This window comes from Paractinoplanes rhizophilus, from assembly GCF_042664765.1.
Classification (GTDB): Bacteria; Actinomycetota; Actinomycetes; order Mycobacteriales; family Micromonosporaceae; genus Actinoplanes; species Actinoplanes rhizophilus.
Map to the genome: position 1 here is coordinate 1 of NZ_JBHTBJ010000012.1, position 26,212 is coordinate 26,212.

Annotated in this window: 31 protein-coding genes; 11 read left to right on the forward strand and 20 right to left on the reverse strand. The window is 73.1% G+C overall.

Annotated elements, in window-relative coordinates; translation table 11 throughout:
* Window positions 1–126 precede the first annotated feature (126 nt).
* The 8 genes from ACFQS1_RS18070 to ACFQS1_RS18105 all read right to left on the reverse strand — a co-directional run bounded on the left by ACFQS1_RS18070 (window position 127) and on the right by ACFQS1_RS18105 (window position 5,769).
* The gene (locus tag ACFQS1_RS18070; RefSeq protein WP_378969544.1) at window positions 127–291 is read right to left on the reverse strand and encodes a DUF6510 family protein; all 165 of its coding nucleotides are present in this window, start codon (window positions 289–291) and stop codon (window positions 127–129) included.
* Window positions 288–1,043 (reverse strand): ferredoxin reductase, encoded by a 756-nt coding sequence (locus ACFQS1_RS18075; protein ID WP_378969546.1) that lies wholly within the window; start codon window positions 1,041–1,043, stop codon window positions 288–290. Before ACFQS1_RS18075 ends, ACFQS1_RS18070 begins: the two co-directional genes overlap by 4 nt.
* Window positions 1,013–1,618, reverse strand: coding sequence for a sulfite oxidase-like oxidoreductase (locus ACFQS1_RS18080; protein WP_378969548.1), 606 nt, complete (start codon window positions 1,616–1,618; stop codon window positions 1,013–1,015). Before ACFQS1_RS18080 ends, ACFQS1_RS18075 begins: the two co-directional genes overlap by 31 nt.
* Window positions 1,615–3,084 carry a dihydrolipoyl dehydrogenase family protein gene (locus ACFQS1_RS18085; RefSeq protein ID WP_378969550.1) on the reverse strand — a complete coding sequence of 490 codons (1,470 nt, stop codon included), beginning with the start codon at window positions 3,082–3,084 and terminating at the stop codon, window positions 1,615–1,617. The genes ACFQS1_RS18080 and ACFQS1_RS18085 overlap by 4 nt, the downstream gene beginning before the upstream one ends.
* A 7-nt stretch (window positions 3,085–3,091) precedes the next feature.
* Window positions 3,092–3,418 carry an aldo/keto reductase gene (locus ACFQS1_RS18090; protein ID WP_378969553.1) on the reverse strand — a complete coding sequence of 109 codons (327 nt, stop codon included), beginning with the start codon at window positions 3,416–3,418 and terminating at the stop codon, window positions 3,092–3,094.
* Between the two features lie 336 nt (window positions 3,419–3,754).
* Entirely contained in the window at window positions 3,755–4,672 is a 918-nt protein-coding gene (locus ACFQS1_RS18095) for an alpha/beta fold hydrolase (RefSeq protein ID WP_378969555.1), read from the reverse strand.
* Window positions 4,672–4,980, reverse strand: a complete 309-nt coding sequence (locus ACFQS1_RS18100) for a ScoMcrA-related endonuclease (protein WP_378969557.1) — start codon at window positions 4,978–4,980, stop codon at window positions 4,672–4,674. Before ACFQS1_RS18100 ends, ACFQS1_RS18095 begins: the two co-directional genes overlap by 1 nt.
* Before the next feature lie 15 nt (window positions 4,981–4,995).
* Window positions 4,996–5,769, reverse strand: coding sequence for an SDR family NAD(P)-dependent oxidoreductase (locus tag ACFQS1_RS18105; protein ID WP_378969560.1), 774 nt, complete (start codon window positions 5,767–5,769; stop codon window positions 4,996–4,998).
* A gap of 225 nt (window positions 5,770–5,994) precedes the next feature.
* On the opposite strand from ACFQS1_RS18105, the gene ACFQS1_RS18110 reads away from it, so the two are divergent.
* Entirely contained in the window at window positions 5,995–8,526 is a 2,532-nt protein-coding gene (locus tag ACFQS1_RS18110; protein WP_378969563.1) for a LuxR C-terminal-related transcriptional regulator, read from the forward strand.
* A gap of 24 nt (window positions 8,527–8,550) precedes the next feature.
* Here the strand turns inward: ACFQS1_RS18110 and ACFQS1_RS18115 are convergent, their stop codons facing one another.
* Window positions 8,551–9,150, reverse strand: a complete 600-nt coding sequence (locus ACFQS1_RS18115) for a helix-turn-helix domain-containing protein (RefSeq protein ID WP_378969566.1) — start codon at window positions 9,148–9,150, stop codon at window positions 8,551–8,553.
* Between the two features lie 77 nt (window positions 9,151–9,227).
* On the opposite strand from ACFQS1_RS18115, the gene ACFQS1_RS18120 reads away from it, so the two are divergent.
* Both ACFQS1_RS18120 and ACFQS1_RS18125 read left to right on the forward strand, forming a co-directional pair.
* Window positions 9,228–10,160 carry an NAD(P)/FAD-dependent oxidoreductase gene (locus ACFQS1_RS18120; protein ID WP_378969568.1) on the forward strand — a complete coding sequence of 311 codons (933 nt, stop codon included), beginning with the start codon at window positions 9,228–9,230 and terminating at the stop codon, window positions 10,158–10,160.
* 75 nt (window positions 10,161–10,235) lie between these two features.
* Complete coding sequence (locus ACFQS1_RS18125; RefSeq protein ID WP_378969571.1) at window positions 10,236–10,505, forward strand: putative antibiotic biosynthesis monooxygenase; 270 nt, start codon at window positions 10,236–10,238, stop codon at window positions 10,503–10,505.
* Here the strand turns inward: ACFQS1_RS18125 and ACFQS1_RS18130 are convergent.
* Entirely contained in the window at window positions 10,502–11,797 is a 1,296-nt protein-coding gene (locus ACFQS1_RS18130; protein ID WP_378969573.1) for an ArsB/NhaD family transporter, read from the reverse strand. The two genes, ACFQS1_RS18125 and ACFQS1_RS18130, sit on opposite strands and share 4 nt — an antisense overlap.
* Window positions 11,798–11,869: 72 nt before the next feature.
* A complete protein-coding gene (gene nhaA, locus ACFQS1_RS18135) occupies window positions 11,870–13,222 on the reverse strand; it encodes a Na+/H+ antiporter NhaA (protein ID WP_378969910.1) in 1,353 nt (450 codons plus the stop codon).
* Between the two features lie 177 nt (window positions 13,223–13,399).
* Here nhaA and ACFQS1_RS18140 point away from each other — a divergent pair, with 177 nt between their 5' ends.
* Both ACFQS1_RS18140 and ACFQS1_RS18145 read left to right on the forward strand, forming a co-directional pair.
* A complete protein-coding gene (locus ACFQS1_RS18140; RefSeq protein ID WP_378969576.1) occupies window positions 13,400–14,293 on the forward strand; it encodes an ABC transporter ATP-binding protein in 894 nt (297 codons plus the stop codon).
* The gene (locus ACFQS1_RS18145; RefSeq protein ID WP_378969579.1) at window positions 14,290–15,858 is read left to right on the forward strand and encodes a hypothetical protein; all 1,569 of its coding nucleotides are present in this window, start codon (window positions 14,290–14,292) and stop codon (window positions 15,856–15,858) included. Before ACFQS1_RS18140 ends, ACFQS1_RS18145 begins: the two co-directional genes overlap by 4 nt.
* 9 nt (window positions 15,859–15,867) lie before the next feature.
* On the opposite strand, the gene ACFQS1_RS18150 is transcribed toward ACFQS1_RS18145, so the two are convergent.
* Window positions 15,868–16,314 carry a CBS domain-containing protein gene (locus ACFQS1_RS18150; protein ID WP_378969581.1) on the reverse strand — a complete coding sequence of 149 codons (447 nt, stop codon included), beginning with the start codon at window positions 16,312–16,314 and terminating at the stop codon, window positions 15,868–15,870.
* Between the two features lie 69 nt (window positions 16,315–16,383).
* A complete protein-coding gene (locus ACFQS1_RS18155; RefSeq protein WP_378969583.1) occupies window positions 16,384–16,872 on the reverse strand; it encodes a peroxiredoxin family protein in 489 nt (162 codons plus the stop codon).
* A 68-nt stretch (window positions 16,873–16,940) separates the two neighbouring features.
* Between ACFQS1_RS18155 and ACFQS1_RS18160 the strand changes: the two genes are divergently transcribed.
* Together ACFQS1_RS18160 and ACFQS1_RS18165 are read left to right on the forward strand one after the other, a co-directional pair.
* A complete protein-coding gene (locus ACFQS1_RS18160; RefSeq protein ID WP_378969586.1) occupies window positions 16,941–17,588 on the forward strand; it encodes a sigma-70 family RNA polymerase sigma factor in 648 nt (215 codons plus the stop codon).
* Entirely contained in the window at window positions 17,585–17,791 is a 207-nt protein-coding gene (locus ACFQS1_RS18165) for a hypothetical protein (RefSeq protein WP_378969588.1), read from the forward strand. The genes ACFQS1_RS18160 and ACFQS1_RS18165 overlap by 4 nt, the downstream gene beginning before the upstream one ends.
* Before the next feature lie 47 nt (window positions 17,792–17,838).
* Here the strand turns inward: ACFQS1_RS18165 and ACFQS1_RS18170 are convergent, their stop codons facing one another.
* From ACFQS1_RS18170 to ACFQS1_RS18180, 3 genes are all read right to left on the reverse strand, one after another.
* Window positions 17,839–18,399 carry a GNAT family N-acetyltransferase gene (locus ACFQS1_RS18170; protein WP_378969591.1) on the reverse strand — a complete coding sequence of 187 codons (561 nt, stop codon included), beginning with the start codon at window positions 18,397–18,399 and terminating at the stop codon, window positions 17,839–17,841.
* A gap of 407 nt (window positions 18,400–18,806) precedes the next feature.
* Window positions 18,807–19,289, reverse strand: a complete 483-nt coding sequence (locus ACFQS1_RS18175; RefSeq protein ID WP_378969593.1) for an STAS domain-containing protein — start codon at window positions 19,287–19,289, stop codon at window positions 18,807–18,809.
* A gap of 139 nt (window positions 19,290–19,428) precedes the next feature.
* Entirely contained in the window at window positions 19,429–20,025 is a 597-nt protein-coding gene (locus tag ACFQS1_RS18180; RefSeq protein WP_378969595.1) for a TetR/AcrR family transcriptional regulator, read from the reverse strand.
* A 67-nt stretch (window positions 20,026–20,092) separates the two neighbouring features.
* On the opposite strand from ACFQS1_RS18180, the gene ACFQS1_RS18185 reads away from it, so the two are divergent.
* A complete protein-coding gene (locus tag ACFQS1_RS18185) occupies window positions 20,093–20,473 on the forward strand; it encodes a nuclear transport factor 2 family protein (protein ID WP_378969598.1) in 381 nt (126 codons plus the stop codon).
* A gap of 11 nt (window positions 20,474–20,484) precedes the next feature.
* On the opposite strand, the gene ACFQS1_RS18190 is transcribed toward ACFQS1_RS18185, so the two are convergent.
* Window positions 20,485–20,814, reverse strand: a complete 330-nt coding sequence (locus ACFQS1_RS18190) for a BON domain-containing protein (RefSeq protein ID WP_378969600.1) — start codon at window positions 20,812–20,814, stop codon at window positions 20,485–20,487.
* Window positions 20,815–21,075: 261 nt separating this feature from the next.
* Entirely contained in the window at window positions 21,076–21,417 is a 342-nt protein-coding gene (locus ACFQS1_RS18195) for an STAS domain-containing protein (protein WP_378969602.1), read from the reverse strand.
* 144 nt (window positions 21,418–21,561) lie between these two features.
* On the opposite strand from ACFQS1_RS18195, the gene ACFQS1_RS18200 reads away from it, so the two are divergent.
* Genes ACFQS1_RS18200 through ACFQS1_RS18210 form a run of 3 tightly spaced genes read left to right on the forward strand, consistent with a single transcriptional unit; the run spans window position 21,562 to window position 24,142 of the window.
* Window positions 21,562–22,239, forward strand: coding sequence for a response regulator transcription factor (locus tag ACFQS1_RS18200; RefSeq protein WP_378969604.1), 678 nt, complete (start codon window positions 21,562–21,564; stop codon window positions 22,237–22,239).
* Entirely contained in the window at window positions 22,236–23,588 is a 1,353-nt protein-coding gene (locus tag ACFQS1_RS18205; protein WP_378969607.1) for a sensor histidine kinase, read from the forward strand. The genes ACFQS1_RS18200 and ACFQS1_RS18205 overlap by 4 nt, the downstream gene beginning before the upstream one ends.
* The gene (locus ACFQS1_RS18210) at window positions 23,585–24,142 is read left to right on the forward strand and encodes a GerMN domain-containing protein (RefSeq protein WP_378969609.1); all 558 of its coding nucleotides are present in this window, start codon (window positions 23,585–23,587) and stop codon (window positions 24,140–24,142) included. Before ACFQS1_RS18205 ends, ACFQS1_RS18210 begins: the two co-directional genes overlap by 4 nt.
* A gap of 114 nt (window positions 24,143–24,256) precedes the next feature.
* Here the strand turns inward: ACFQS1_RS18210 and ACFQS1_RS18215 are convergent, their stop codons facing one another.
* On the reverse strand, window positions 24,257–24,847 hold the full coding sequence (locus tag ACFQS1_RS18215) for an STAS domain-containing protein (RefSeq protein ID WP_378969612.1): 591 nt from the start codon (window positions 24,845–24,847) through the stop codon (window positions 24,257–24,259).
* A gap of 130 nt (window positions 24,848–24,977) precedes the next feature.
* Entirely contained in the window at window positions 24,978–26,075 is a 1,098-nt protein-coding gene (locus ACFQS1_RS18220; RefSeq protein ID WP_378969614.1) for an AI-2E family transporter, read from the reverse strand.
* Window positions 26,076–26,212: the final 137 nt, after the last annotated feature.

Sequence of the window (26,212 nt, forward strand, 5' to 3'; positions counted from 1 at the left end):
GCCTTTCGAGAGTGCTGTGGAAGGTTCACTCGAAAGATCACGCGATGACCGCGCTCTTCGTTCAGCCCGCAGACGGGCCGCCCGACGATCACGCCGATCGCGTTACACCACTATCAGGGACGCCACTCAGGCGGGACACGACAACACCGTGCCCGCGCCGCGGAAAACCATCACCTGGCCGATCGGCGAACGGTTGCCGCAGTGGGCACACGTCCCGTGCACGGTGGTCATTTCCTGACCGAAGATGTCGCGAAGCAGAGCCGCGACCGTATTGCCATCTGTTGCCGTCATTTCGACTCCTCGGTGCCACCGAAACGCTCGGCACGGATACGTCCGGGGGCGTGCCCCGCGGCGACGAGAAGGTTCGACGCCGCTTCTACGAAGGTGGTCGGACCGCACACGTACGTGAGGGCCCGGTCGGCCGGCGTCCATGCCACGTCGGCGACCATCTCTGCGTCGATACGGCGACCGTACCCGTGCCACCCGGGCGGTGTCGCGCGCGTATAGGTCAGATTCACGTCGATCTCGTCCGAGGTCGCGAACCGCATCATCTCCCGGGCGTAGATCAGGCCGTCGGGGTCGCGGACCGAATAGAGCAACCGCACCGGAATCGAGCTGTGGATCGCGCGGTGATGACGCAGCATCGAACGCAAGGGCACGATGCCGGAGCCGCCGGCGACCAGGAGGAGCGGCCCGCCGAGCTCCTGGTCCCAGACGAAGTACCCACCCACCGGGCCGCGCAGCTCCAGCCGGTCACCCATCCGCAGGTCATCGACCAGGTAGGAGGAGACCTCGCCACCCGGCACCCGCTCGACCGTCAGCTCGACGTAGGTGTCGGACGGCGCGGACGCGATCGAATAGCTGCGCTCCGCCCGGTATCCGTCCTCGGCCGTCAGGCGGAGGTCGACGTGCTGGCCGGCTCGATGCCCCGGCCAATCCGGGATCTCCAGGCCGATGGTCCGGGCGTCGGGTGTCTCCGGCACCGATGCGACGACCATGCCGGTCAGCCAGTTCAGTCGCCCGAGTAACGCTGTTCTTGCCATGGGTCTCCGTAATTGTGGTAGCCGTATCGCTCCCAGAAACCGGGCGCGTCGTCGTCCCGCAGCTCGATCCCGCGGATCCACTTGGCGCTCTTCCAGAAGTAGAGATGCGGTACCAGCAGGCGGGCGGGGCCACCGTGCTCGGCCTCGAGCGGGGCCCCGTCGTAGCGATGGGCGATGACGGCCCGATCCCCGCGGAGGTCGGCCAGCGGCACGTTCGTGGTGTAGCCGCCGTCGCAGAAGGCCACCGCGTAGGCCGCGGTGAAGTCGAGGCCGGCGAGCAGCGTGTCGACCGCGACGCCGGTCCAGACCGTGTCGAGCTTCGACCACCGGGTCACGCAATGGATGTCGGTGGTGAAGGTCCGGCTGGGCAGCGCGAGAAACTCCTCCCAGGTCCAGGACACCGTACGGTCCACGGCGCCCCGGACCGTGAAGGTCCACTCGTCGAGCGGCGTGTGCGGCGTGGGGCCGGCCGACAGCACCGGGAAGGCCGTGGTGAGGTGCTGGCCGGGCGGGATCCGCGACGAGTCCGCGGCGGCCGGACGGCGGCCGTGGAAGCCGGGTGACGCCGTGGTCATTGCCGCTCCCCGTCGCGCAGCGCCTCGAGCAGCCGCAGCCAGACCTCACTGATCGTGGGAAACGACGGGACGGCGTGCCAGAGGCGGCTGACCGGAACCTGGCCGGCCACCGCCACCGTGGCCGAGTGCAGCAGCTCGGTGACGCCGTAGCCGACGAACGTCACGCCGAGAACGCAGTCGGTCGCGCCGTCGAGGACCAGGCGGGCCTGGCCCTGGTAATCGTCGGCGTACAGGAGGGCGCCCACCACCGTGGCCGGGATGTCGACGTCGACCACCCGGATCTCGCGGCCGTCGCGGGCGGCCTGGTCGGCGGAGAGGCCGACCGTGGCCACCTCCGGATCGGTGAACACGACCTGGGCCAGCGCGTGGGTGTCCGCCGTCGCGGCGTGCCGGCCCCAGGGCGACGTGTCGAGCGCCCGGCCGTCCGCCTGCGCGGCGATCGCGTTGCCCACCATCCGCGCCTGGTACTTGCCCTGGTGGGTGAGCAGCGCCCGGTGATTGACGTCGCCGGCCGCGTACAACCAGCCGCCTTCGACGCCGCGTACCCGGCAGGTGTCGTCGACGTCGAGCCACGAGCCCGGGGTGAGCCCCACGGTCTCCAGCCCGATGTCGCCGGTGAGCGGGACCCGCCCCACGGCCGCGAGCACCTCGTCCGCCTCGATCTCGGAGTGGTCGTCGAGCAGCAGGGTCACCGGGCCGGCCGGGGACGGCCGCCGCATCGACGTCACGGTGGTGCTGTGCCGGACGTCGACGCCGGCCGCCTTGAGCGAGGCGTCGACCAGCTCACCGGCGAACTCCTCGAACTGCGGCAGCACCCGCGGCTCCCGGGCGATCAGGGTGACCTCCGCCCCGAGGCCCTGCCAGGCGGTCGCCATCTCGACGCCGACCGGCCCACCGCCGATGATCGCGAGGCGGCCGGGGACCGTGGCGGTGTCGGTGGCCGTCCGGTTGGTCCAGACCTTGGCCTCGGCGATGCCCGGCATGTCCGGCACGGCGGCGCGGCTGCCGGTGCAGACGACCACCGCGTGCACGGCGGTGAGCAGCACGATCGTCTCCTCCGGCGTGGCGACGGCCACCCGCCGCGGCCCGTCCACCCGGCCGTGGCCGCGGACGAGGTGGGCGCCCATGTCGGCCAGCGACTGCGCCTGGCCGCTGTCGTCCCAGTCGGTGACGTAGCGGTCCCGGCGGCGGAACACCCCGGCGGCGGCGACCGGCCCGGTGACCGCCTCCCGGGCCCCGTCCAGCCGGCGGGCGTCGGCGACCGCCACCACCGGCCGCAGCATCGCCTTGCTCGGGATGCAGGCCCAGTACGAGCATTCGCCGCCGACCAGTTCCTTTTCGACAACGGCGACGGACAGGCCGCCGGCTCGCGCTCGCGCGGCGACGCTCTGCCCGATCGGACCGGCGCCGATCACGATGACGTCGAACGTGGTGTCGGGCGTTGTCTTGGATGCAGCGTTTTTCATTCTTGCCTCAGCCTTCTGGACGACATGTGCTGTCTCGATGCGGTCGACGGTCCCAGCCGAGGGCGCCGGACGAGTCCGTAATCACCCCGGCATCGGCCCGTGACCCCGGGGCCCGGGCGGCAATGGCCGGCACCGAGCGCCGGATCATCGACTCGGCGGCGGCGTCCAGCGGCAGCCATTGCGCGGCGTAGTTCTCCACCAGGTGCAGCGGACGGCGGGTGGCGGGCACGGGCACGATGTCGTCGCCCTGTGCCAGCAGCCAGGCGAGCGCAAGCTGGGCACACGAGGCCCCGTACCGGTCGGCCACCGCGCCGAGAGCCTCGATCGTTCGCACGCACGGCGTACGGCTTCCGGCCGGCCGTCGCGCTCTGTCGAGGCCGCCCGGGCCGCGATGACGACATCGTCACCGGCGCCGGGCGGCCGCAGCCGCCGCGCACCGATCCCCGGCGCCGGCACTTCGCCGAGGTCGATGAGCGTGATACCGAGGTCCATTGCGCGCCGGATGGTGTCGCCCGCCTCGTCCCGGACGGTCCGGTCCATCGCGGCGAGCCCGATCCCGGAAACCGCCGGCTCGCGGCCGGCCAGAGCCCTGAGCGTCATGGTCTCCCCCGGATTCTCGATCCGTCCGAACGCTGGGGGGGGACGTCCGCCGGGCCGGACCCGCGGATCGTCAGGAGGCGTGGCTCGCCGTTCGAGCCATCGCGCCGCCGTCGCCGGCCGTCCGCGGAAGCCGGCGAGAGAGGAAATCGAGGATCAGAGCGGCGACCGCGTCGCCGGCGCTCTCCAGCAGGAAATGGCCGCCGTCGAGCAGATGGATCTCGGCCTGGACGGCGTCGGCGGCGAACGCCCGTGCCCCGTCCGGGCCGAAGATCTCGTCACCCCGGCCCCACACCGCCAGCACCGGCACGCCGCTGTCCCGGAGGTAGGCGTGCACGCCCGGATAGAGCGGCGGGTTGCTCGCGTAGTCGCGGAACAGCGCCAACTGGATCAGATCGTTGCCGGGCCGGCTCAGCAACGCGTAGTCGTGATGCCAGGTGTCCGGGCTGACCAGCGTCTCGTCCGGGACGCCCGTGAGGTACTGCCAACGGGTCACGTCCAGGGTGAGCGCCTGACGGATGGCGGCCTCGGTCTGCGGGGTCTGCTCCTTCTGGTAGTCCCGGACGGTCCGCCAGAAGCCCTCGACGAAGCCGGCCTCGTACCCGTTGCCGTTCTGCGTGATGATCGCCGTGACCGCCTCGGGTGTGCGCAGGGCCAGCCGGAAACCGACCGGCGCACCGTAGTCCTGCACATAAATCGCGTACCGGGAGACACCCAGCTGATCGAGCAGACCGGCGGTGAGATCGGACAGCGCGTCGAAGGTGTAATCGAACTCGCCGGCCGGCGGCGCGTCCGACAATCCGAATCCGAGGTAGTCGGGCGCGATGACGTGATAGCTCGCCGCCAGGTGCGGGATCAGATTGCGGAACATGAATGACGAGGTCGGGAACCCGTGCAAGAGGACGACCGTCGGGGCGTCCTCCGGCCCGGCCTCGCGATAGAAAAGCTGATGCCCGGCGACCGCGGCATACCGGTGATGAACTTGCGGCATTACTCCTCCTTCAACTTTTGCCGGATGGGGCGGACCGTGAATCCGAGCGCCGTCAGCACGCGTACGGCGCCCGACCGGCCCCCTTCGAAGTCACCGGAGGCGAGCCGGTGCCCGGTCGCCAGCTCGTAGGCGACCCCGAGGATGGCCTTCGGTGGATAGCGGCGGTCGCCCACCGTCATCTCGTACGTCGTGGTCGGCGCGAACCCGTGCCGGGCGAAGAACTCGGCCGGCCCGAGCCGGTCGTACTCCGCCACGGCCCGGTCCACGGCGCCGCGGTCGACCCGGTTCCATTCGGGCGAACGTGACATCGTTGCCTCCGTCGGTCAGTTGCGGCCCGCCATGACGCCGCCGTCGACGTCGAGAACCGTCCCGGTGATCCAGTCCGCGTCGTCGGAGAGCAGGAAACTGATGGCGGCGGAGATGTCCTTCGGCGTCCCGACCCGGCCCAGCGGATGGAAGGCTTGAAAGCCCTCGAGGGTCTCGGCGACCTTCTCCGGCGGGATGAAGGCCTCGTAGATCGGCGTCGCCACGACGGCGGGCGCCACCGCGTTGACCCGGATCCGGTTGCCGGCCAGCTCGAGGGCCAGGTTGTGGGTCAGTGCGTGCAGCCCCGCCTTGGCCATCGAGTAGGCGCTGGACGGCGTCGCGCCGACGGCCTGGTGCGCCCACATGCTGCCCACGGTGACGATCGCCCCGCCCCGTCCGCCGTCGACCATGCCCCGCGCGACCGTCTGGGTCAGGAAGAAGATCGCCCGGTTGAGCTCGTGGTAGGAGTCGTAGGCGGCGCCGTCGTGGTCGAGGAACGGCTGCGGGAGGAACACGCCGGCGGCGTTGACGAGCAGGGTCGCGTCGGCGTGCTCGGCGGCGAGCTGGTCCCGCACCCGGTCCACCTGCCGGCGGTCGGCGAGGTCCGCCGCGATCCCCCACGCCTTGCCGTGGGCGCCCAGCGCCATCACCGTCTCGTCGACCTTGCCCTCGTTACGGCCGATGATGACGGCGCTGCCGCCCGCCGCCACCACATCGGCGGCGGTCTGCCGGCCCATTCCGCTGCTGCCGCCGACGACGATGAGCTTGCGGTCCCGGAAAGCTTCGGTCATGACAGGCTTCCTTTCTTCGACTTGCACCGGTGCGCCCCGGTCATGGCGCTGTCACCCGGCTGTCACCACCGTCGTCGCCGGCCGGGCCGCGCCGCCTCCGAGATACGCCCGGTCGCACCCCCGGGGTTCCCGGCCGTCGGCCCCGGGGTGTGGCGGCCGGGACCGGGGGTACGACCCGTGGCCGGAGCGGGGCCGGCCGGGGCCGGCCGGGTGCAGGGTTGACCCATGGTGGGGTACGCGTCGATCGAGAACGGGCCGCCGCGTCCGGCGCCGCCGCTGCGCGGGACGGACGAGCGGGCCCGGCTGGATGACCTGGTGCGGTCGGCGGCGGCCGGCGACGGCCGCGCGCTGCGCATCGTGGGCGAGCGCGGCGCCGGCAAGTCCTGTGCCCTCGGCCACGCGATCGGCCGGGCCACCGGCTTCCGCGTGCTGCGGGTCCGCGCGGTGCCGGTCGAGCGGGAGATTCCGTACGCGTCGCTGCACCTGCTCTGCGCCGACGCGCTCGACGCCGGCGACCTCGCCGCTCGCCACCGGATGTCGCTGAACGCCGCCTTCGGCCGGACGGGTGCCGCCCGGCCCGAGCCCGCCGAGGTCGGGCCCGCCGTCCTGGCGCTGTTCGAGCGCATCGCCGCCGCCCAGCCGGTCTGCGTGGCGGTCGACGACGGACATTGGCTGGACCCGGCGACCGCCGAGGTCCTGGCCCACGTGGCCGCCGGCGTCGCCGGACTGGCCCTGTTGCTGCTCGTGACCGAGGAAGAACCGCATGCGCTGGATCCGCTCGGCGGGCTGCCCGCGATGCGCCTGCGGCCGCTGAGCCTCGGCGAAGTCCGCACCGAGCTGGCCAGCGTCTCGCCCGGACCGATCGACGGCACCGTCGCCGAACGGATGCTGGTGGAAGCGCGCGGCAACCTGCGCGTCCTCGGCGAATCACTGCGCGGGCTCACGGCCGCCGCGCTGGCCGGCGGCTTCGCGATCCCCCCGCCGCCGCGCGAGCGATCCTGCGCCCATGGTCGCTCCTGCGTCGATCGGGCGGCACGGCTGGGCCCGCCGGAGCGCCGGCTCCTACTCGCCGCCGCTGCCGATCCGTCCGGCGACGTGCTGCTGCACGAGCTGCTGGCCGCCGACCTCGGCGCGAGTTCCGCGGCCCTCACCGCGGCCGGTCTGCTGGCGATCGGCGACCGGGTCGCGTTCGCCTGCTCCGGCCTGCGTTCGGTCACCTATTACGCGGCCACGCCCGAGGACCGCCGGCTGATCCACCGCAAGCTCGGCGCGGGCATCGCCGACGACCCGGTGCGGCGGGCCTGGCACTTCGGCCTGGCCGCGGCCGGTCACGACGACGAGCTGGCCGACGAGCTGGAAGCGAGCGCCGGCCCGGCCCAGTCCCGAGGCGGCGCCCCGGCCCGCGCCGCCTTCCTCGAGAGGGCGGCGCACCTCACCAGTGACCGCGGCCGCCGCGCCGACCGCGCGCTGGCCGCGGCGGCCGCCAAGTACGACAGCGCCGACCTCGCCGCGGCCCAGCGGATCCTCGCGATGGTCGACATCGAGCCGCACGAGACCGCCCGGGCCGCTCGGCACGGTTGGCAGAGGGCCCGGATCGAGACGGTCGCGCGGCCCGGAGCCGGTTCCGCCGGGCTGTTGCTGGCCGCCGCCCGGCGGCTGCATGCGGTCGAGCCGGCCGACGCCCGCGAGGCCTACCTGGAGACCCTCGTCGCGGCGATGGCGGCGGGGACCGGCAGCGGAGAGCTGCTGGCCGCGGCGGCGCGGGAGGCGCGGGCCGCCGCGGCCGGCCACCGCGGGCACCCGGCCGACCAGATCCTGAGCGGCCTCGCCACCAGAGTCCTCGACGGATACGGCGCCTCGGTCGGGCCTCTGCGCGCCGCGGTCGCCGCGTTCCGGGAACCCGAGCCCGAGCCCCGGACGACCCGATGGTCGGGGCTGGCCGCGCTGGTCGCCGCCGACCTCTGGGACGGTCCGGGCTGGACGGCCCTCACCGGGCGCTCCCCCACGGCCGAGACCGTGAGCGTCGCCCGGAGCGCGCGCGGCCCGGAGGCCGCGATCGCGGGTGCGGCGGCCTCGGCGGTGCTGCGCAATGCCGAGGGCCGCTACGACGAGGCGCTGGACGCGGCCCGCGAGGCGCTCCGGTGCGACCTTCCCGGCTTCACCGGCCGGGCGCTGGCCGAACTGGTGGAGGCGGCGGTTCGCACCGGCGATCCGGCCCTCGCCGCGGGCGCGGCCGCCCGGCTCCGCGATCGTACGGTCCCGGCCGGCACCGGCTGGGCTCTCGGGGTCCAGGCCCTGGTGGAGGCGCTCCTCGCCGACGGGCCGCGGGCCGAGGCGCTCTATCGGGAAGCCATCGATCGCCTCGCCGGCGGCGACGCCCGCGGTCCGCACGCGCGGGCGCGGCTGCTCTACGGGGAATGGTTGCGCCGCCGGAACCGGCGGTCCGACGCTCGTAGCCATCTGCGCGCCGCGGGCCAGTTCTTCGCGGCCGCCGGCGCGACCGCGTTCGCCGAGCGCGCCCGCCGGGAGCTGCTCGCCACCGGCGAATCCACCCGCAGGCGCACCGACGACACCCGGCAGCGGCTGACGCCGCAGGAGTCGCGGGTGGCCGCGCTGGCGCGCGAAGGGCTCAGCAACGCCGAGATCGCCGGGCAGCTCTTCCTCAGCCGCCGCACCGTCGAGTACCACCTCTCGAAGGCCTTCGCCAAGCTGGGCATCAACTCACGCGCCAAGCTGCCGACGGCGCTCGCGAGTTGACACCGCGACCGGCCGCGACGTGGCTCAGGGCCGGCCGGGTGCGACCGGCGGCTCGGTCCGCACGGTCATGCGTTCGCCGGGCCGCGCGAAGATGCTGAGGATCTCGGCGGGCTCGTCGCCGGCGCTGCCGAACCAATGCGGTTCCCGGGTGTCGAACTCGGCGACCTCGCCGGCGTCGAGGATCCAGTCCCGGACGCCGAGGACCAGGCGCATGCGGCCGGACAGCACGTAGATCCACTCGTGCCCGTCGTGCGCGCGCGGCTCGGGGTCGACCATGCCGGTCGGGATGACGATCTTCCAGGCCTGCACGCCGTCGGGTTGCCGGGTGAGCGGGATGACCGTGCGGCCCTTGACCCGGCCGGGCTTGAGCCGGATCCGGGGGTCGCCGACCTCGGGGGCGCCGACGAGGTCGTCCAGCGGCACGCGGTAGGCCAGCGACAGCGCAAGGAGCAGTTCCAGCGTCGGCCGCCGCTGTCCCGTCTCGAGCCGGGACAGGGTGCTCTTCGAGATGCCGGTGGCCTCCGCCAGGCCGATCAGCGTCATCCGGCGCTGGGCGCGGAGCCGTTTGAGGCGGGGCCCGACTTGGTCGAGCGCGGCGGCGATCGCGGCGGGTGGGTCGTCCACCCGGCTCATCTCACCCGGATTTCCCGGAAACGGCAACGTTCGTTGGCTCGCGGCGCGGTTGGCTCCAGCCTGGTGACATGACTCAGTACGACGTAGCGATCATCGGGGGCGGCGCGGCGGGGCTGTCCGCGGCCCTCGTCCTGTCCCGGGCCCGTCGCCGGGTCCTCGTGGTCGACGCCGGTTCGCCGCGCAACGCGCCGGCCGCTCACCTGCACGGCTACCTCTCACGTGACGGCATGCCGCCCAGCGAGCTGCTGGCGTCCGGCCGCGCCGAGGTGACCGGCTACGGCGGCGAGATCACCGCCGGCCGCGTCGCCGCTCTCGCCCCGCTCGACGACGGGTTCTCGGTCCGGCTCGCCGACGGGCGGCACCTCGCGGCGCGGCGGCTGCTGGTCACGACCGGCCTGCGGGACGAACTGCCGGACATCCCCGGCCTGCGCGAGCGGTGGGCCCGCGACGTGCTGCACTGCCCGTACTGCCACGGCCATGAGGTGCGGGACCGCCGGCTCGGCGTGCTCGGCGCCAACGCGGGCGCGGTGCGGTACGCGCAGATCGTCCGCCAGTGGAGCGACGACCTGGTCTACTTCGCCTCCGCGGGGACGCTGACTGATGCGGAGCGCGTTCAGCTGACCGCCCGCGCCATCGGCATCGTCGAGGGGCCGATCGACCAGCTCGTCATCGACGACGACCGGCTCCACGGGGTGCGGCTGGCGGACGGCCGCGTCGTGCCCCTCGATGCCCTGTTCGTGCCGCCGCGCTTCGTTCCCCACGACGACCTGCTCGCCGCCCTCGGCTGCGACGCCGGCAGCGACGGCTGGACGGTCACCGACGCCGCCGGTCGCACCTCGGTCCCCGGCGTCTGGGCCGCCGGCAACGTCGTCGACCCGCGCGCTCAGCTGATCACCGCGGCCGGGGCGGGCTCCGCGGCCGCCATCGCCATCAACGCCGACCTCGTCGACGAGGACGTGGCCGACGCCGTCCGCGCCTGCGCCCCGGCCCACCTGCCCTGATCCGCCTGCCCTGACCCGCCAGCCCTGACCCGCCTGCCCTGGCCCGAACCCACCCGCTCTGGAAGGAACCCTGTCATGACGTCCGCCCCGAAAGCCCCGCCCGCCGGGACTCGCCCGCCGACCAAACACGAGCTCGCCGCGATGATCTGGCTGGCCGTCTTCCCCACGCTCACCGTGCTGAACCTGGCGCTGGGCGGCTGGCTCGGCGCCCTGTCGCCGGTGCTGCGCACCTTCGTCCTGGCCACCATCGCGGTGCCGATCGTCATCTACGGCCTGATGCCCCAGCTGCATCGACTGCGCGGCCACCTGCTCGCCCGCGCCACGCCTCGGCGGCAGGGCACTTAAAAAGCGAAGAACCGCAACCACAGGTACGGGACGGCCAGCGCGACCGAGACGACCGTGACGATCAGGCCGTACTTGGTGAACTCCCAGAAGGTGATCTTGTGGCCGGCGCGGTCGGCGATCCCGAGGACGACGACGTTGGCGGAGGCGCCGACCGCGGTGGCGTTGCCGCCGAAGTCGGCGCCGATGGCCAGCGCCCACCACAGCACCTGCGCCTTGCCCAGACCGCCCGAGCCGTCGACCAGCTCGGCGACGATCGGGCTCATGGTGGCGACGTACGGAATGTTGTCGACGATCGCCGACAGCGCCGCCGACGCCCAGAGCAACAGCATCGTGGCCGGCCAGAGCTTGCCCTCCACGGCGTCGGTCGCGGCGCGCGCGATCTGGTCGATCACGCCGGTGGTGACCAGCGCGCCGACCATAACGAACAGCCCGGCGAAGAAGATCAGCGTGGGCCATTCCACGTCGCGGGCCACCTCGCCGGCGTCCAGCCGGGACAGCGCGAGCAGCAGCAGGCCGCCGAGCAGCGCCACCACGGACGGCTCCAGGCCGAGCACGGTGTGCAGGACGAACGCGACCAGCACGGCGGCCAGCACGGACAGGCTGATCACGAGCAAGCGGGGGTCGCGGATCGCGTCGCGCTCACGCAGCGCCATCACCTTGGACACGCGTTCGGGGTCGTACCGGAACGCCTTGCGGAACATGATCCGGCACAACAGGACGAACACCACCAGCACCACCGCGACGAGCGGGGCGAGCACGGCGAGGAAGTCGTTGAAGGTCAGCCCGGACCGGCTGGCGATGATGATGTTGGGTGGGTCGCCGACCAGGGTGGCGGCGCCGCCGATGTTGGAGGCGAACACCTCGGCGATCAGGAACGGCACCGGCGGCACGCCGAGCCGGTCGCACACCAGGAGCGTCACCGGGGCGACCAGCAGCACGGTGGTCACGTTGTCCAGCGCGGCCGAGACAACGCCGGTCACCACGACGAGGATCACCATGATCGGGAAAGGGCGGCCGCGGGCCTTCTTGGCCGACCAGATCGCCACGTACTCGAACACCCCGGTGCGCTTGAGCACGCCGACGATGAGCATCATGCCGATCAGCAGGAAGATGACGTTCCAGTCGACGCCCGCCTCTTCGGAGAAGAACGCGTGCTCGGCGTCGGTGGCGCCGACGGCCAGCAGAATCGCCGCGCCGCCGAGCGCGACGGTGACGCGGTTGAGCTTCTCGGTGGCGATCAGCACGTAGGCGACGGCGAACACCGCTACGGCGGTCCAGGCGATGGCGCTCAACTGTGTTCCCCGGTTTCCGGTCAGCCTTCAGCGATCGCCGACCAGACTTCCCGGCACACCGCGATCAACCTATCAGCCGGGGCCGGGCTCTTCCCGCGTCCGCACCGCGTGCTGGTAGACGTCCGGGATCTCGTCGCCGTCGCGGTCGGCCTGCTCGGCCTCGTGCAGCAGACGGTAGGTGCGGTTGCGCATGCGCAGCACCCCCGCGGCGAGCAGGGCGGCGACAAGCGAGCCGGTCAGGACGGCGATCTTCACGTGCCCGTCGCGCTCGCCGCCGATGCCGAACGCCAGCTCCCCGATCAGCAACGACACGGTGAAGCCGATGCCGGCCAGCACGGCCAGTCCGGCCACGTCGATCCAGGCCAGGCCGGCGTCGATCCGGGCCCGGGTGAACCGGGCGGTCAGCCACGTCGCGGCCAGGACGCCGACGGGCTTGCCGACGATCAGGCCCAGCATGATGCCGATCGCGGCCGGGTCGGACAGCGCGGAGCCGAGCCCGTCGAGGCCGCCGATCGTCACGCCCGCGGAGAACAGCGCGAAGACCGGCACCGCGACGCCGGCCGAGATCGGGCGGAACCGGTGTTCGAAGTGCTCCGCCAGCCCGGGGCCGGAATGATCTCCCGCCCGGGTCAGCACCGGAACGGCGAATCCCAGCAGAACCCCGGCCACCGTGGCGTGCACCCCGGAGGCGTGCACCAGGGCCCACGTCGCCGCGGCCAGGGGCAGCAGCAGCCACCACGATCGGACCCGCCGTTGCACGAGCACGGTGAACAGGCCCAGCGGGATCAAGGCCGCGAGCAGCGGCAGCACGGCCAGATGGGCCGTGTAGAACACCGCGATGATCACGATGGCGAGCAGGTCGTCGACCACGGCGAGGGTGAGCAGGAAGGTCCGCAGCGCGGTGGGCAGGCTCCGCCCGACGACCGCCAGCACGGCCAGCGCGAAGGCGATGTCGGTGGCGGTCGGCACGGCCCAGCCGTCGGTGGCGCCGTCCCAGTTGACCAGCAGATAACACACCGCGGGGACGATCACCCCGCCGACCGCGGCGGCCACCGGCACCGCGGCCCGGCGCGGGTCCCGGAGGTCGCCGGCGACGAACTCGCGCTTGAGCTCCAGGCCCGCGACGAAGAAGAAGATGGCGAGGAGCCCGTCGGACGCCCAGGCCGCCAGGCTGAGATCGAGATGCAGCGCGGCCGGGCCGACCGTCAGCTGGGTCAGCGCGTGATATCGGCCGGACCACGGCGAGTTGGCCCACACCAGCGCGACGAGCGCGCCGGCCAGCAGCAACATCCCGCCGATGGTCTCCTGGCGGAGCACGTCGGCGATGCGCCGGACCTCGGCCCACGACCCGCGGGCGAGCAGCGACGGCGTCGAACGGGAGTTTTCGGGCACGGTGTCTCCATTTTTCTGGTCGGCGAACGACATTGCCGACCAGACTTCCCGGCGCACCAGGCAACAACCCTACCCGCTGCGGCACCAGGTCAATCGGTCCGAGCCGCCGGACACTGGGGCACGTGCGTCATGGGAGTACGGTGACGGCAGGTGTGCCGGGAAGTCTGGTCGGCGGTCATGATCCGTTTCCGGCTGGAAGGGCTCCCTGTCATGGACGCTGTCGCGGTTGGCGCTGTCCACCTCACCAAGCGGTACGGGCGGCTGGCCGCCGTCGATGATCTCACCTTGGAAGTCCCGGCCGGTGAGGTCTTCGGATTCCTCGGCCCGAACGGCGCCGGCAAGTCCACCACCATCCGCATGCTGCTCGGGCTCGCCCGCCCCACCGCGGGCCGGATCCGGGTCTTCGGGATCGATGCCGCCGACGTGGTCGCCGCGCATGCCGCGCTGGCGTACGTGCCGGCCGACGTGGCCCTGTGGCCGCGGCTGACCGGCGGCGAACATCTGGAGTTGCTGGCCGCGACCGGGCCTGGCATCGACCGCGCCTACCGCGACGAGCTCGTCGAACGGTTCGAGCTCGACCCGTCGAAGCCGGCCCGCACCTACTCGACCGGCAACCGGCAGAAGGTCGCGCTGATCGCCGCGTTCGCCACCCGGGCCCGCCTGCTGGTGCTCGACGAGCCCACCAGCGGCCTGGACCCGCTGATGGAACGCGAGTTCCGGCGCGCCGTCGCCGCCGCCCGCGAGCGCGGTCAGACCGTGTTCCTCAGCTCCCATCAGCTCGCCGAGGTGGAGGCGGTGTGCGACCGCGTCGGCATCCTGCGCGCCGGACGGCTCGTCGAGGTCGCCGCGGTCGCTCAGCTCCGTGCCCTGCATCGCAACGAGGTGACGGTCACCTACACCGGCGCGCCCCCACGGCTGTCCGGCGTGCCCGGGATCGAAACGGTCGAGACCGGCGGCGATCACCACCTGCGCTTCACCCTGACCGGGCCGCCCGCCGCGGCGCTGCGGGCGCTCGCCGGCGCCGATGTCACCGCGCTGGCGATCCGCGAGCCCAGCCTCGAGGAGATCTTCCTGGACTACTACGGCGAGCAGGCCGGCCGGTGACCGGCCTCGTCGTCCGGCAGATCCGCGGTGGCGCCGCCGTCGTCGCCGTCATCTGCGCCGGGATGACCGCGATCGTCGCGGCCAGTTACGCCGGTGTGATGGCCGATCCGGCCGCAGCCGCCAGTCTGCACCGGATCGCCGGCAACGCCGCGATCCGCACCCTCTTCGGCGAGCCGATCGCCCTCGACCAGGCCGGCGGATTCACCGTCTGGCGAGTCGGCACGGTCATCGCTTTCCTCCTCGGCATCTGGGCGATCCTCGCCACCACCCGCATCACCCGCGGCGCCGAGGAAGCCCGCCGATGGGATCTCCTGCTCGGCGGCCGGGTGTCGCTGCGCGGCGCCACCGTGCGGCACGTGACGGGTGTCGCCGCCGCGGCCACCGCAACGGGCGGCGCCGTCGCCGTGGCCCTGGCGGCCACCGCCGACCGGCCGGCCGGCGCCGTCGTCCACGGCGCCGGCATCGCCGCTATCGGCCTGTTCTGCACCGCCACCGCGGCACTGACCGCCCAGCTGTTCGCCTCGCGATCCGCCGCGTCCGGCTCCGCGGTCGCGGTGCTCGCCGTCGGCCTGCTGATCCGCATGGCCGCCGACGGCGTCACCGCGCTCGCCTGGCTGCGCTGGGCATCGCCGCTCGGCCTGCTCGAGCTCAGCTCGCCGTACCGGGACAACCGCCCGCTGCCAGTGCTGCTCCTGCTCGTCCTCAGCGGCGCGCTCGGCGCCGTTGCCGTGCGCCTGGCCGGGCGCCGCGACGCCGGCGACGGTCTGATCCGCGGCACGCCGGGCCGGACGGGCACTCGTGGCCTGCTCGGCAGCGTCGAGGCGTTCGCGCTGCGCCGGATGCTGCCGGCCCTGACCGCCTGGACCGCCGGAGTGATCGCCTACTTCCTGGTGATCGGGCTCGCCGGCGTCGCGGTCACCGAGTTCATGGCGCAGAACGGCTCCATCGCCGACCTGGCCGGGCAGGCCGGATTCGGCGGTCTCGATCGGCTCGAAGGCCTGACCGCCGCGGTCTTCGGGTTGCTCTCGCTGCCCGTCGCCGGATTCGCCGCGGTCCGGCTGGGCGGGTTCGTCGCCGCCGAGAACGACCGGCGACTGACCCTGCTCGCCGCGCAACCCGTCAGCCGCGTCCGCCTGCTCGCCGCCGAAACCGCGGTGACCGCGGCCGGGATGGCGTTCCTGGTCACCGTGGCCGCGCTCGCCACCTGGACGGGCATCGCCGCGGCCGGCGGCGAGATGAGCATGGCCGCGCTGCTGCGCGGCACCTGGAACGCGCTGCCGGTCGCGCTACTCGGCCTCGGCGCGGCCGTGCTCGCCGCCGGCCGCGTGCCCCGTGCGGTCATCGCCCTCGGCTCGCTGCCGACGGTCGGCGGGTTCCTGCTCTACACCGTGGCCGACAGCGTCGGAGCGCCGGCCTGGGTGCGCGGCACCTCGCCGTACGCGCACCTCGCACCGGTCCCTCTGGTCCCGGTGGACCTCGGTGCGGAACTGGTGATGGCCGCGCTCAGCGTGACGCTGGCCGGCGCGGGACTGTGGGCCTACCGCACGCGAGACCTGAGCGGCTGAGACCGCCGCTCAGGTGCCGAGCATGCGGTCGAGCAGCCCGTCCAGCGTGATCACGCCGGTCATCGCCCCGTCGCGTCCCACGACCGCGACCAACGGCACGTTGGAGCGGGCCATCACCGAGGCCACCTCCAGCACGGTCGCCTCGGGCGCCACCACCGGCAGCTCCGGCCGGCTGCGGGGCAGCAGCTCGGCGACCGTCCGGTCGCCCAGGCCCTCGAAGATCAGGTCGGCGGCGTTCTCGTCGACCACCCGCGCCAGCGCGGGGTCGTCCTGGCAGTAGGTGGGCAACGCCATCCGCAGCACCTGCGTGCCGGCCAGCACGGTCAGCGGGTGCCCTCGCCCGTCGAGCACGACCAGCCCGGGCAGGTCCTGTGCCGCGAGGACCTTGACCGCCTCCCGGGCCGGAGTCGTCTCGGTCACCGTGCTGAACGGCCTCGACACATCACTAGCGCGCATGACCTCACCGTAATCCTCGGCCGCGACGGGGCGGGCGCGGCGCCGACCAGCGCAGCGCCCGCCGAACGCTTACCCGGCCGGGTTCGCGGCGTGCTCCCGGGCGTACCGGATGAATCCGACCACGTCGTCGGGGACCAGCCGGCCGATCGCCCCGCTCGAGTAGACGCTGGTCATGACCTTGCCCTCGGGGTCGAGGACGAAGCCGGTCGACTGCAGGTAGGCCGGGTCGGGGTTGACCACGGCTCCGGTCACCTTCGCCACGGCGGCCGCGTCGGCGCCGTACCCGATGGGGAATTGCAGTTTGTTCTTGTCGGCGAACGCCCGGGTGGTCGGCTCGTCGTCCACCGACAGCGCGACCACCCGCGCGTCGACCTCATCGAGCGCGGCGGCCCGCTGGAACGCGCGCAGCTGCGCGGAGCAGTACGGGCACCAGGAGCCCCGGTAGAACAGCACCACGCCGTAGTGGCCGGCGGTGGCCTCCGGCAGCCGCAGCACGCCGCCGCCCAACTGGTCCACAGCGATCTGGGGGAAGGTGTCCCCGGGAAGCAGAAGTGTCATGCCTCGTTGGTGACGCGGGGCCTGCCGGTCTTACCGGAATGTGAGGCGCGCGACGTAGGGTGCGGAGCATGACCCCGGCCGAACAGACCCGGACCGCCGCGCCCGACCACGAGTCGGCGCGGTGGCTCGCGGACCTGCACGCGACCGGCCCGGCCCGGGACGCGGCGATCGAACGGCTGCACGAGTTGCTGCTGCGGGTCGCCCGCGCCGAGCTGCACCGGCGCAGCGCGACCGGGCGGATCGGCGGCCCGGAGCTCGACGACCTGTCGTACCAGGCCACCGCCGACGCGCTGGTCACCATCGTCGGCAAGCTGGACACCTTCCGCGGCGAGAGCCGGTTCACCACGTGGGCGTGCAAGTTCGTCATCTTCGAGGTGTCGGCCAAGCTGGGCCGGCATTTCTGGCAGCGGCCGCACGTCGCCTACGAGGCGGAGGACTGGGACCGGCTGCCGGACCGGTTCGGCGTGGAGCCCGACCACCAGGCGCATCAGCGCGGACTGGTGCAGGCGCTGCGCCGGGCGGTCGACACCCGGCTGACCGAGCGGCAGCGCGCCCTCTTCGTGGCGCGGGTGCTGCACGACGTGCCGCTCGACGCGCTGGTGGCCAAGTTCGGCGGCAACCGCAACGCCATCTACAAGACCCTGTTCGACGCCCGGCGCAAGCTGCGCGAGGCGCTGGTGGCCGAGGGGTACCTCGACGAGGGGGAGGTGTCATGACCGGCGAAGACCTGGAACGCATCCTGGCCACCGACCCGCGCGACGCCGGCTGCGGGCAGACGATGGAAATGCTTGACGTGTACGCCGAACTGATCCTGGCCGGCGTCGATGTCGAACAGCGGTACCCGGGGATCGCCGCGCACCTGCGCGCGTGCCTGCCGTGCGAGGACGACCTGCGGGGCCTGCTCGCAGCGGTGGCCTGACGCGGCGTGGCGGTCCTCGGGCGCGCTGCCACCGGGGTTCGGCGCGATCAGCGGGCCAGCACGGCGCGGGTGTAGAGCAGGTCGAAACCGCGCCGCTGGGCGTTCTGCTGCGACTTCGAGCCGGGCTGGACGGTGATGACGGCGAGGTCGCAGCCGGCCGCGGTGGCGTCGGCGAGCCGGGCGGACAACAGCGCGCTCTGGATGCCGCGGCGCCGGAAGGCCGGCGCTGTCCCGGCGCCGGTGAGCTGGGCGATGCCGTCGGCGGTCCGCATGCTGCCGCCGCCGGCCGGCACCCCGTCCAGCCGGGCCAGATAGCGCCGGACCAGGCCGGCCGCGTCCCGCTCGGCGTTCTCCAGGATCTCGCGCGGGAACTCCTCGAGCCACGGGACGCCCTGCGCGTCCGGGTGCAGCGACGCCTCGACCACCACCTCCAGCCAGGCGTCGAACTCATCGTCGCCGCTGGGCCGGACCTCGACCCCGGGCGCGTCGACCGGCTCGACCGGGCCGCCGAGGGACCGGCCGAGCACGTTCTCGAACGACACCAGCCGGTAGCCACGCCCGGCCAGCAGCTCCAGCACCGCGGCGTCGGCGAGACCGGAAAGCTCCACCTGGACCGGGGGCGCCCCGGGCGGCGTACGCCTGCTCGATCGCCTCGAGATCGAGCGGATCGGGCGGCCCGGCGAAGCCGAGCCCGGCCACCTTGTTGAGCGGCGAGTCGGGTTCGGCGTAGCTGGCGACCCCGCCGGCGATCGGCATGACGAAGCCCTCGCCGGCGCCGCGGCGACCGGCCGCCGCTTCGCTGTAGGCGGCGATGAAGCGCGCCTCGGCCAGCTCGATGCGGCCGGCGAGCGGAATGTCGCAGAACAGCGCCGGCTCACCGGAGCGCGCGACCGTTCCCCGCGCCGCCATGATGACCTCCCGTTCGAGTGCAACCGGCGTAATCGTTACACCGGTTACCGAACGGGTCAACCTATTAAGCGAGGTCGCCTCGCGACCTGGCGGCCCGTGACGGCTCTCAGCCGGCCGGCTGCTCCATCACCATGGCCGCCTCGCCGGCCTGCCAGCGCAGGGGTCCGGGCCGCGGAAGCACGAAGGTCGGCGTGTCGTCGGCGGGCTGCGCGTGGCCCCGGCCGGGGTGCCCCTCGCCCGGCGTGAACAGGGTCTCGGCGCGCAACTGGCGGAGCGCCGCGAGAAGCGCGGACGGCACGGCGGTGAAGCGCAGGTCGACGTCGCGCTGGTGGGCCCGATCCTGCATCGTGAGCAGCAGGCCGAGCCCGTCGCGGTCGATGCGCGCCGCCTGCGACCAGTCCACCACGACCCGGTGATGATGCTCCACGGCCCAGCCGAGAACGTCGCGGATCACCGGCACGGCCGCCACGTCGATGCCACCGCGGATCGTGACGACGGCGACGCCCGCGTGTTCCGTGACACGGATGGTGTCGGGCCCGCGGTGGCCGGCTTCCCGGGAACGCGGAGCGGGGAACGCTGATGGCGGCATGCTCATCCCTTCGTCGGCTTCTCACGAAGGTCGCGCCGCCGCGTGGCGGCGAGCACGCGGCCACATGACAGTCTCACGACAATTCGCCGCCGTCACCGCCGCACGGCGGCGCCCGAGGGGTGCGGCCGCAGGCACCGCCTCACGAGCCGGCGACGGAAGGTCGCAGGCACAGGCGCAGCACCGCGTCGCGGAAGGCGACGCCGGCGTCGGCCTGCGACATCCGGCCGGCGGCGACCTCCTGGGCGGCGGCGTGGCCCAGGGCCACGATCGCGGCGATCTGCCAGGTGACCGGCGATCCGGCATCGAACTGCCCGGCGGCCCGGCCCCTTTCGAGTACGCCCCGGAGCTGCCCGGCGATCGGCTGGTGGCGGTCGACCTCGTCGCCCGGCGGCTGCGCGACCTCGTCGGTCAGCAGGATCGGGTAACGCGCCAGCACCGCCCAGGACGCCTCGACCCAGCGCCCGAGGGCGGCCGGCGCGGGCAGCCCGCCCAGGTCCAGCCCGTCGAAGGCGTCGACCGTCTCGGCCGTCACCTTGTCGAGGATCGCGGCCAGCAGCCTCTCCCGGGACGCGAAGTGGGCGTACACGGTCTGGCGCGTCACCCCCGCGGCCGCGGCGATCTCCTCCATGTTCGCCTGCGGCCGGCGGCCGAGCAGCTCGATCGCCGCCCGCAGCACGGCGGTCCGGCTGCGCTCGGCGTCGGCCCGCCGACGCCTCGTACCGGAAAAGTTGGACACGGTTGTCAAGGCTAACGGGTACGGTTACGTTTGACACGGCTGTCAGACTTAATCAGCGGAGGTCGTCATGGCCACTCACCCGGCCGGTCTGCCCGGCACGGACCTGGCGGGTTACCTGACCCGCTATCCGGTGGAGATCACCTTCGGCGCGGAGGAGCCCGCCGATGTCTTCGACCGCTACCACGCGCCCGGCTTCGTGCTGTCCAACGACGGCATCGTTCTCGATCGGGACCGGCTGCTCGCGCACGTCGCCTCGGGACGCAAGCGGGCGGCCGAGATCCGCACCACCGTGCACGCCGTCGCCACGACCGGCGACGTGGTCGCCGCGCGTTACGTGCTGACCGCGGTCATGCGCAAGGGCCAGGTCATCGACACCGAGATCTTCATGTTCGGCCGGCTCGCCCCGGACGGGCGGCTGCGCGAGGTGACCCAGCTGACCCGCGGTTAGCCAGGTTCGGCCTACCGGCCGCCCTCGTCCGCCCCGGTCACCGTCAGCCGGTTGCAGACGTCCATGACGCCCTCGACGGTCCAGGCCCGGCGTCCCGCCGCTTCCCTGGCCTCCGCCGATCCCAGCTCACCGAGCAGGATGACCACGCCGTTCTGCACCACGACCTCGAGACGCCGGCCGTGCACCTGCGGATCGGTCGCCAGCGCCTCGGCGGCCCGGCCGACCAGCCATTCGTCGGCGCTGCGGCGCGCGACCCAGTCGGTCTCGTCCGCCCACTCGAAACTGATCTCGGCCTCCTCGTGGTCGTCATCGTCGGGCCACAGCCAGTACGGGAACACCATGGTCGCCTCCTCCGCGACTGAGGCCCGCCAACTCGCGCCCACAGGCTGGGCGAGGGATGTGGCGGCCGCCCGGCGGAGATGTGTCGGTTGGATGACAGCTTGATCCAGCACGGTGGATGGGTGCCGGTCGTCACGCGATCGTCATACGGCCGCGGTACGACCGCCACAACCGCCGTCGAGCATCGAAGGCGCTCTACGAACCCTCCCCCTGGCCCACCCGGGGGCGCGCCGATGCGGGCGCCCCCGGGTGGGCATCGAGCCCTAATTGGCCACCGAGGGGACGGCCGGCGCCGGCCGGGCCGGAAGGTCGTCGTCGACCTCGAACACCTGCTCCAGGCGGGCGAGGCGGAGGATGCGCCGGACCCGGGGCGACGGCGCGCGCAGCACCAGCCGGCCCCCGCCGCTGATCATGTCGCGGTGCGCTTTCAGGAGGACCTCGATCGCGGCCGCGTCGACCAGCGGGCTGTCCCGCAGGTCGACGATCAGGCAGCGCGGACGCAGCTCCACCGCCTCGGCGATCAGCCGACCCCACTGCGGAACCGACACGCCGTCGAACGACTCGGTGACGACCACCACCGCCTCCGGTATCTCGTGCCCGGGCATCGGCATCCCTCCCTTGACGTCTTGGGGAAAGATTCGCCGCCGGTTGTGGCGGCCCGTCCGCGGCACCATGACAGTTCCGTGACAGTCCGCCGGATCCGGCCGCCCGGTTCGCCGATGCCGTCGTCGAGCAGGGATGATGTGGTGGTGTCCGCAGTTCTGGTAATCGAAGACGACGATCGGATCCGGCTCTCGCTGGTGCTCGCGCTCGAGGACGAGGGGTACGCGGCGACCGGCGTGCCCACCGCCGAGGAGGGCCTCGACGCGCAACGCGACTCCCCCGCGGACACCGTGCTGGTGGACCTGATGCTGCCCGGCATCGACGGCTTCGAGTGCATCCGGCAGCTGCGGCGCACCGACGACGTGCCGATCGTGGTGATCAGTGCCCGCGACGACACCCACGACATCGTCGCCGCCCTGGAGGCCGGCGCCGACGATTACCTGGTCAAGCCGGTCGCGGTCAAGGAGCTGACCGCGCGGCTGCGCGCGTTGCGCCGCCGCGCGCGGGCCGCGGCGCCGGACGCCGTGCCGGTGCTGCGGTTCGGCGACCTCGAGATCATGCCCGAGGCGGGCGAGGTGCGCCGCCGCGGCGAGCCCGTCTCGGTCACCCGGACGGAGTTCCAGCTGCTCTGCGAGCTGGCCGACCATCCCGGCCGGGTGCTGTCCCGGCAGCAACTGCTGCAGCGGGTGTGGGATTACGACGGCGGCGACGAGCGACTGGTCGACGTGCACATCGGCCGGCTGCGCCAGAAGATCGAGGAGGACTCCGCGGCGCCCCGGCACCTCGTCACGGTCCGCGGCCTCGGTTACAAGCTGCAACGATGATCCGGGCCGGGCTCCGCTCCCGCGTCATCGCCGGCTTCGCCGCCGGCGCGTTCGCCCTCTCCGCCACCATGGCCTTCGCCTCGTACGAGATCATCCGCCACTCCCTGCTCGGCGAACGCGAGAGCACCGCCGTACGCGCCGCCTATTACGACGCCGCCGTCATGCGGGCCGGCATCATCACCACCACCGATCCCGACCTGGTGGCCTTGCTGCGCTCGCTCGACACCGGCGAGAGCCGGCGAGCGTTGCTGCACCGCTCGGGCGAATGGTTCGCCAGAAACGCCGACGCCGGCACCACCAAAGCCGTGCCCGCCGAGCTGCAGAGCCGCGCCACTGCCGGCACGGCCGCCGTGCAGCGCGTCCGCGCGGACGGCACCCCGACGCTGGTCGTGGCCGTCCCGATCGCCGCCGACACCGTGTTCTACGAGGTCGACTCGCTGGCCGAGCTCGACCACACGCTCGGTGTGCTGACGATCGTGCTCACCGCGGTCGCGGTCTGCACCACGCTGGCCGGGGCGGGCCTGGGCCTCTACGCGAGCCGGTACGTGCTCCGTCCGCTGGTGCGCGTCGAGCAGGCCGCCCAGGACATCGCCACCGGCGCGTCCGAGGCGCGTCTCGACCCGGCCCAGGAGCCCGACCTGGCGCGCCTGGCGACCTCGTTCAACCACATGGTCGACGAGCTGTCGGCCCGGCTGGAGCGCGACCGCCGGTTCGCCGCCGACGTCAGCCACGAGCTGCGTTCCCCGTTGCAGACGCTGTCCGCCGCCGCCAGCGTCCTCACCCGCCGCCGCGACCAGCTCGACGAGCGCACCGCGACCGCGGCCGGACTGGTCGCCGACGAGATCACCCGGTTCCAGCAGCTGGTCGACGACCTGCTCACGCTCGCCCGCGGCGACCAGCCCGCGCAGCGCGCGCCGGCGGACGTCGCCGGGCTCGCCCGGTCCGCCTGCCGGGAGCGCGGCCTGGCCGAGGGCATCGTGGTGGCCGAGGGCGACACCACCTGGAACGTCGACCGGCGGCGGGTCGCCCAGATGCTCGGTAACCTCCTCGACAACGCGGCGGCCTACGGCGGCGGCGCGACGGCCGTACGCCTGCGGCTCGCCGGGGACCACGGCAGTATCGAGGTCGACGACGAAGGGCCCGGGGTCGGGCCCGAGGACAAGGCTGTGATCTTCAACCGCTTCGTGCGCGGCCGGGCCGCGGGCACCCGACGGACCTCCGACGGCACCGGCCTGGGGCTCGCCCTGGTGGCCCAGCACGCCGCCGCGCACGGCGGGAGCGCCACGGTGCTCGACCGGCCGGGCGGCGGCGCCCGATTCCGCATCGACCTGCCGGGATGCGGCTCGTGAGGGCACGTGCGCTGGCCGCGGTCCTCCTGGCGGCCGCGTTCGTGGGCGGCTGCGGCGTGCCGGTCGACGAGGAGCCTCGCAACCTGCGCAGTCCGGGCATCTCGTACGGCTCGAGCGGGCCGGCCCCGGATCGCTTCGGCAGCGCCGTCGAGCGCCTCTACCTGGTGCGCGACGGCGGGCTGGCCCGGGTGCTGCGCCGGGTGCCGGCCGCCCGATCGCCCGAGCAGACGCTGCAGGATCTGCTGGCCGGTCCCACGGCGGCGGAGCACGAGGACGGCTTGAGCACGGCGCTGAGCACCATGACGATCGACGGCATCGCCGTCGACCAGCGGCGGGCCGTGGTGGCGATCGGTGGCGCGGGCCAGCAGGGGACCCGCAGTGACGAGATTCTCGCGTACGGGCAGATCGTCTGCACGCTGACCAGCCAGGGCGCCGAGGTCGGCACCGTCTCGTTCACCAGCGACGGCCGGCCCCTCGGCGTCCCGCGCGGCGACGGATCGCTGTCCGCCGACCCGCTCACCATCGCCGACTACGCCGGCCTGCTGGGCTCGTGAGCAGTGGGCTACGCCGAGGTGGGCGCTGCTGATCCGCGTGGATCCGGCCGGAGAACAACCGCCAGCCGAGCCATGCGGCGCCCCGGGGCGTACACGTCGGACGGCCGGCCATGATCAGGCCGTTTCCGGGACGCCCGGCCCGGCCACCGCCTGGTCGGCGGAGCTGTAGACGGGAAACGCCGTGTGCAGACGCATGGTCCGCAGCACGGTCTGCACGAACCGGGACGGCGCCGCGAGCGCCAGCGTGCCGTGCCGCTGCCGGGCCGCGTTGCGCGCCCGGACCAGCGTCCCCAGACCGGTCGAGTCGATCAGGTGCACCTGCTCGAGGTCCACGACCACCCGCGCTCGCTCGCGCAACGCCTGCTCCAGCGCGGTCCGCAGGTCCGGGACGACGTCGGCGTCGATGTCGCGCGTCACCCGCACGACGGCCGCCGACGGCAGCAGGCGGATCGACACCCAGGTGCCGGGCGCGTCGCCGGCCCGCTCCGGCCGAGCCGGCGGACGCGCCCCGGCCATGCACTCGGCGCAGGCCGGACACGCGTGCGGCCCGGTCGCGAAGGCCGAGCCCGACCAGCCGAGCGCCGCCACGGCGCCGTACACCACCTCGGCATCGTGGATGCCGCAGCCGTTGGTCACGGCGGCAGCGCCACACTGGTCGCAGATCACTTCCACACCCACACCGCCGAGCGCCGGCACGGCTGTCATATCCGCTCCTCGCGACTTCGTCCGCGCGGGACGACCGTTTCCTTCGTGACCAATCAGCGTCGCGAAGCCATGTGGCGGGGGGTCCCCGGAAATATGACGGTCCGATGACGAACGCCCGATCGTCCCCTGCTCACGCACCCGGCGCCGGCGGCGTCCCCGCGGCCGGCACGGCTCGGGCGGGCCGTCGCCGTCTCGGGCCGGCGTCGACGAATCCGGCCAGCCATCGCGCCGATGGGACGGCGTCGATGAAGATCGCCTTGACCAGGAGGCTCATCGGGATGGCGAGGATGGCGCCGAACGGACCGAGCGTCCACGACCAGAACGCCACCGATATCACGGTCACCGTCATGGACATGCCCACCGCGTCGCCCACGATCTTCGCCGGGACGTACGTGGTCACGATCGAGTTCAGGAGGGTGTAGACGACGATCACCAGCAGCATCGTCTGCCATCCCTGGGTCAGCAGCGCCAGCAGGGCCGGCGGAACCAGGCCGATGAGGAATCCGACGTACGGGATGAAGTTGCACACCGCCGCCAGCAGTCCCCACAGCAGCGCCAGCGGAATCCCCAGGATGAGCAGGAAGATGGAGTCCAGCGCGCCGACCACGATCGCGAAGGCGCCGGTGATGACGACGTACCTGCGGGTGTTCGCCACGAAGCTGGCCAGCGCGCCGGCCAGCCGGGGGTGATCCGCCACCATGGCGGCGGCCCGTCCGCCGATCTGGGCCGACTCGACGGCGACGAACATCATCAGGCTGTAGACGAGCACCAGGGTCGCGGCCGCCCCCACCACCGAGGGGATGTGCGCGGTCAGCCAGCCGGCCACGACCGTCAGGTCGATGTCCTTGACCATCTCGCGAATCTGTTCCGGGCCGACGCCGAGCTCGGCCAGGAAGTCGGACAACTCCCGGGTCTGGGCGGACGCCTCGTCGAAATAGTTCGGCAGGACCGTGGCGAGCCGGGCGATCGCGTACACCACGATCGCGACCAGCCCGAGCAGGATCCCGAAGATCGCCAGCAGCAACACCAGCAACGCGACGATCGACGGAACCCCGCGCCGCACCAGCGAGGTGTGCACCGGATGCACGAGAATGACCATCACCAGCGCGAACGCCACCGGGGTGACCAGCCAGGCCAACTCCCGCAGGCCCAGCACGGCGAGCACGATTCCACCCAGGACCACGACGGCGGTGACCGTACGCGGCGGCCTGAACCCTGCTGATTCCATACCAGGCTCCTTCATGGCCTTCGTGAGCAATCTAGCGGCAATCCGCGGCCGGACCGGCGTCGTTGTCCGGCCGGCGCCGTCTCACCCCGCACGGGTGAGCCCGGCACGCCGGAAGTGGGTGAGAATGCGGGAGCACC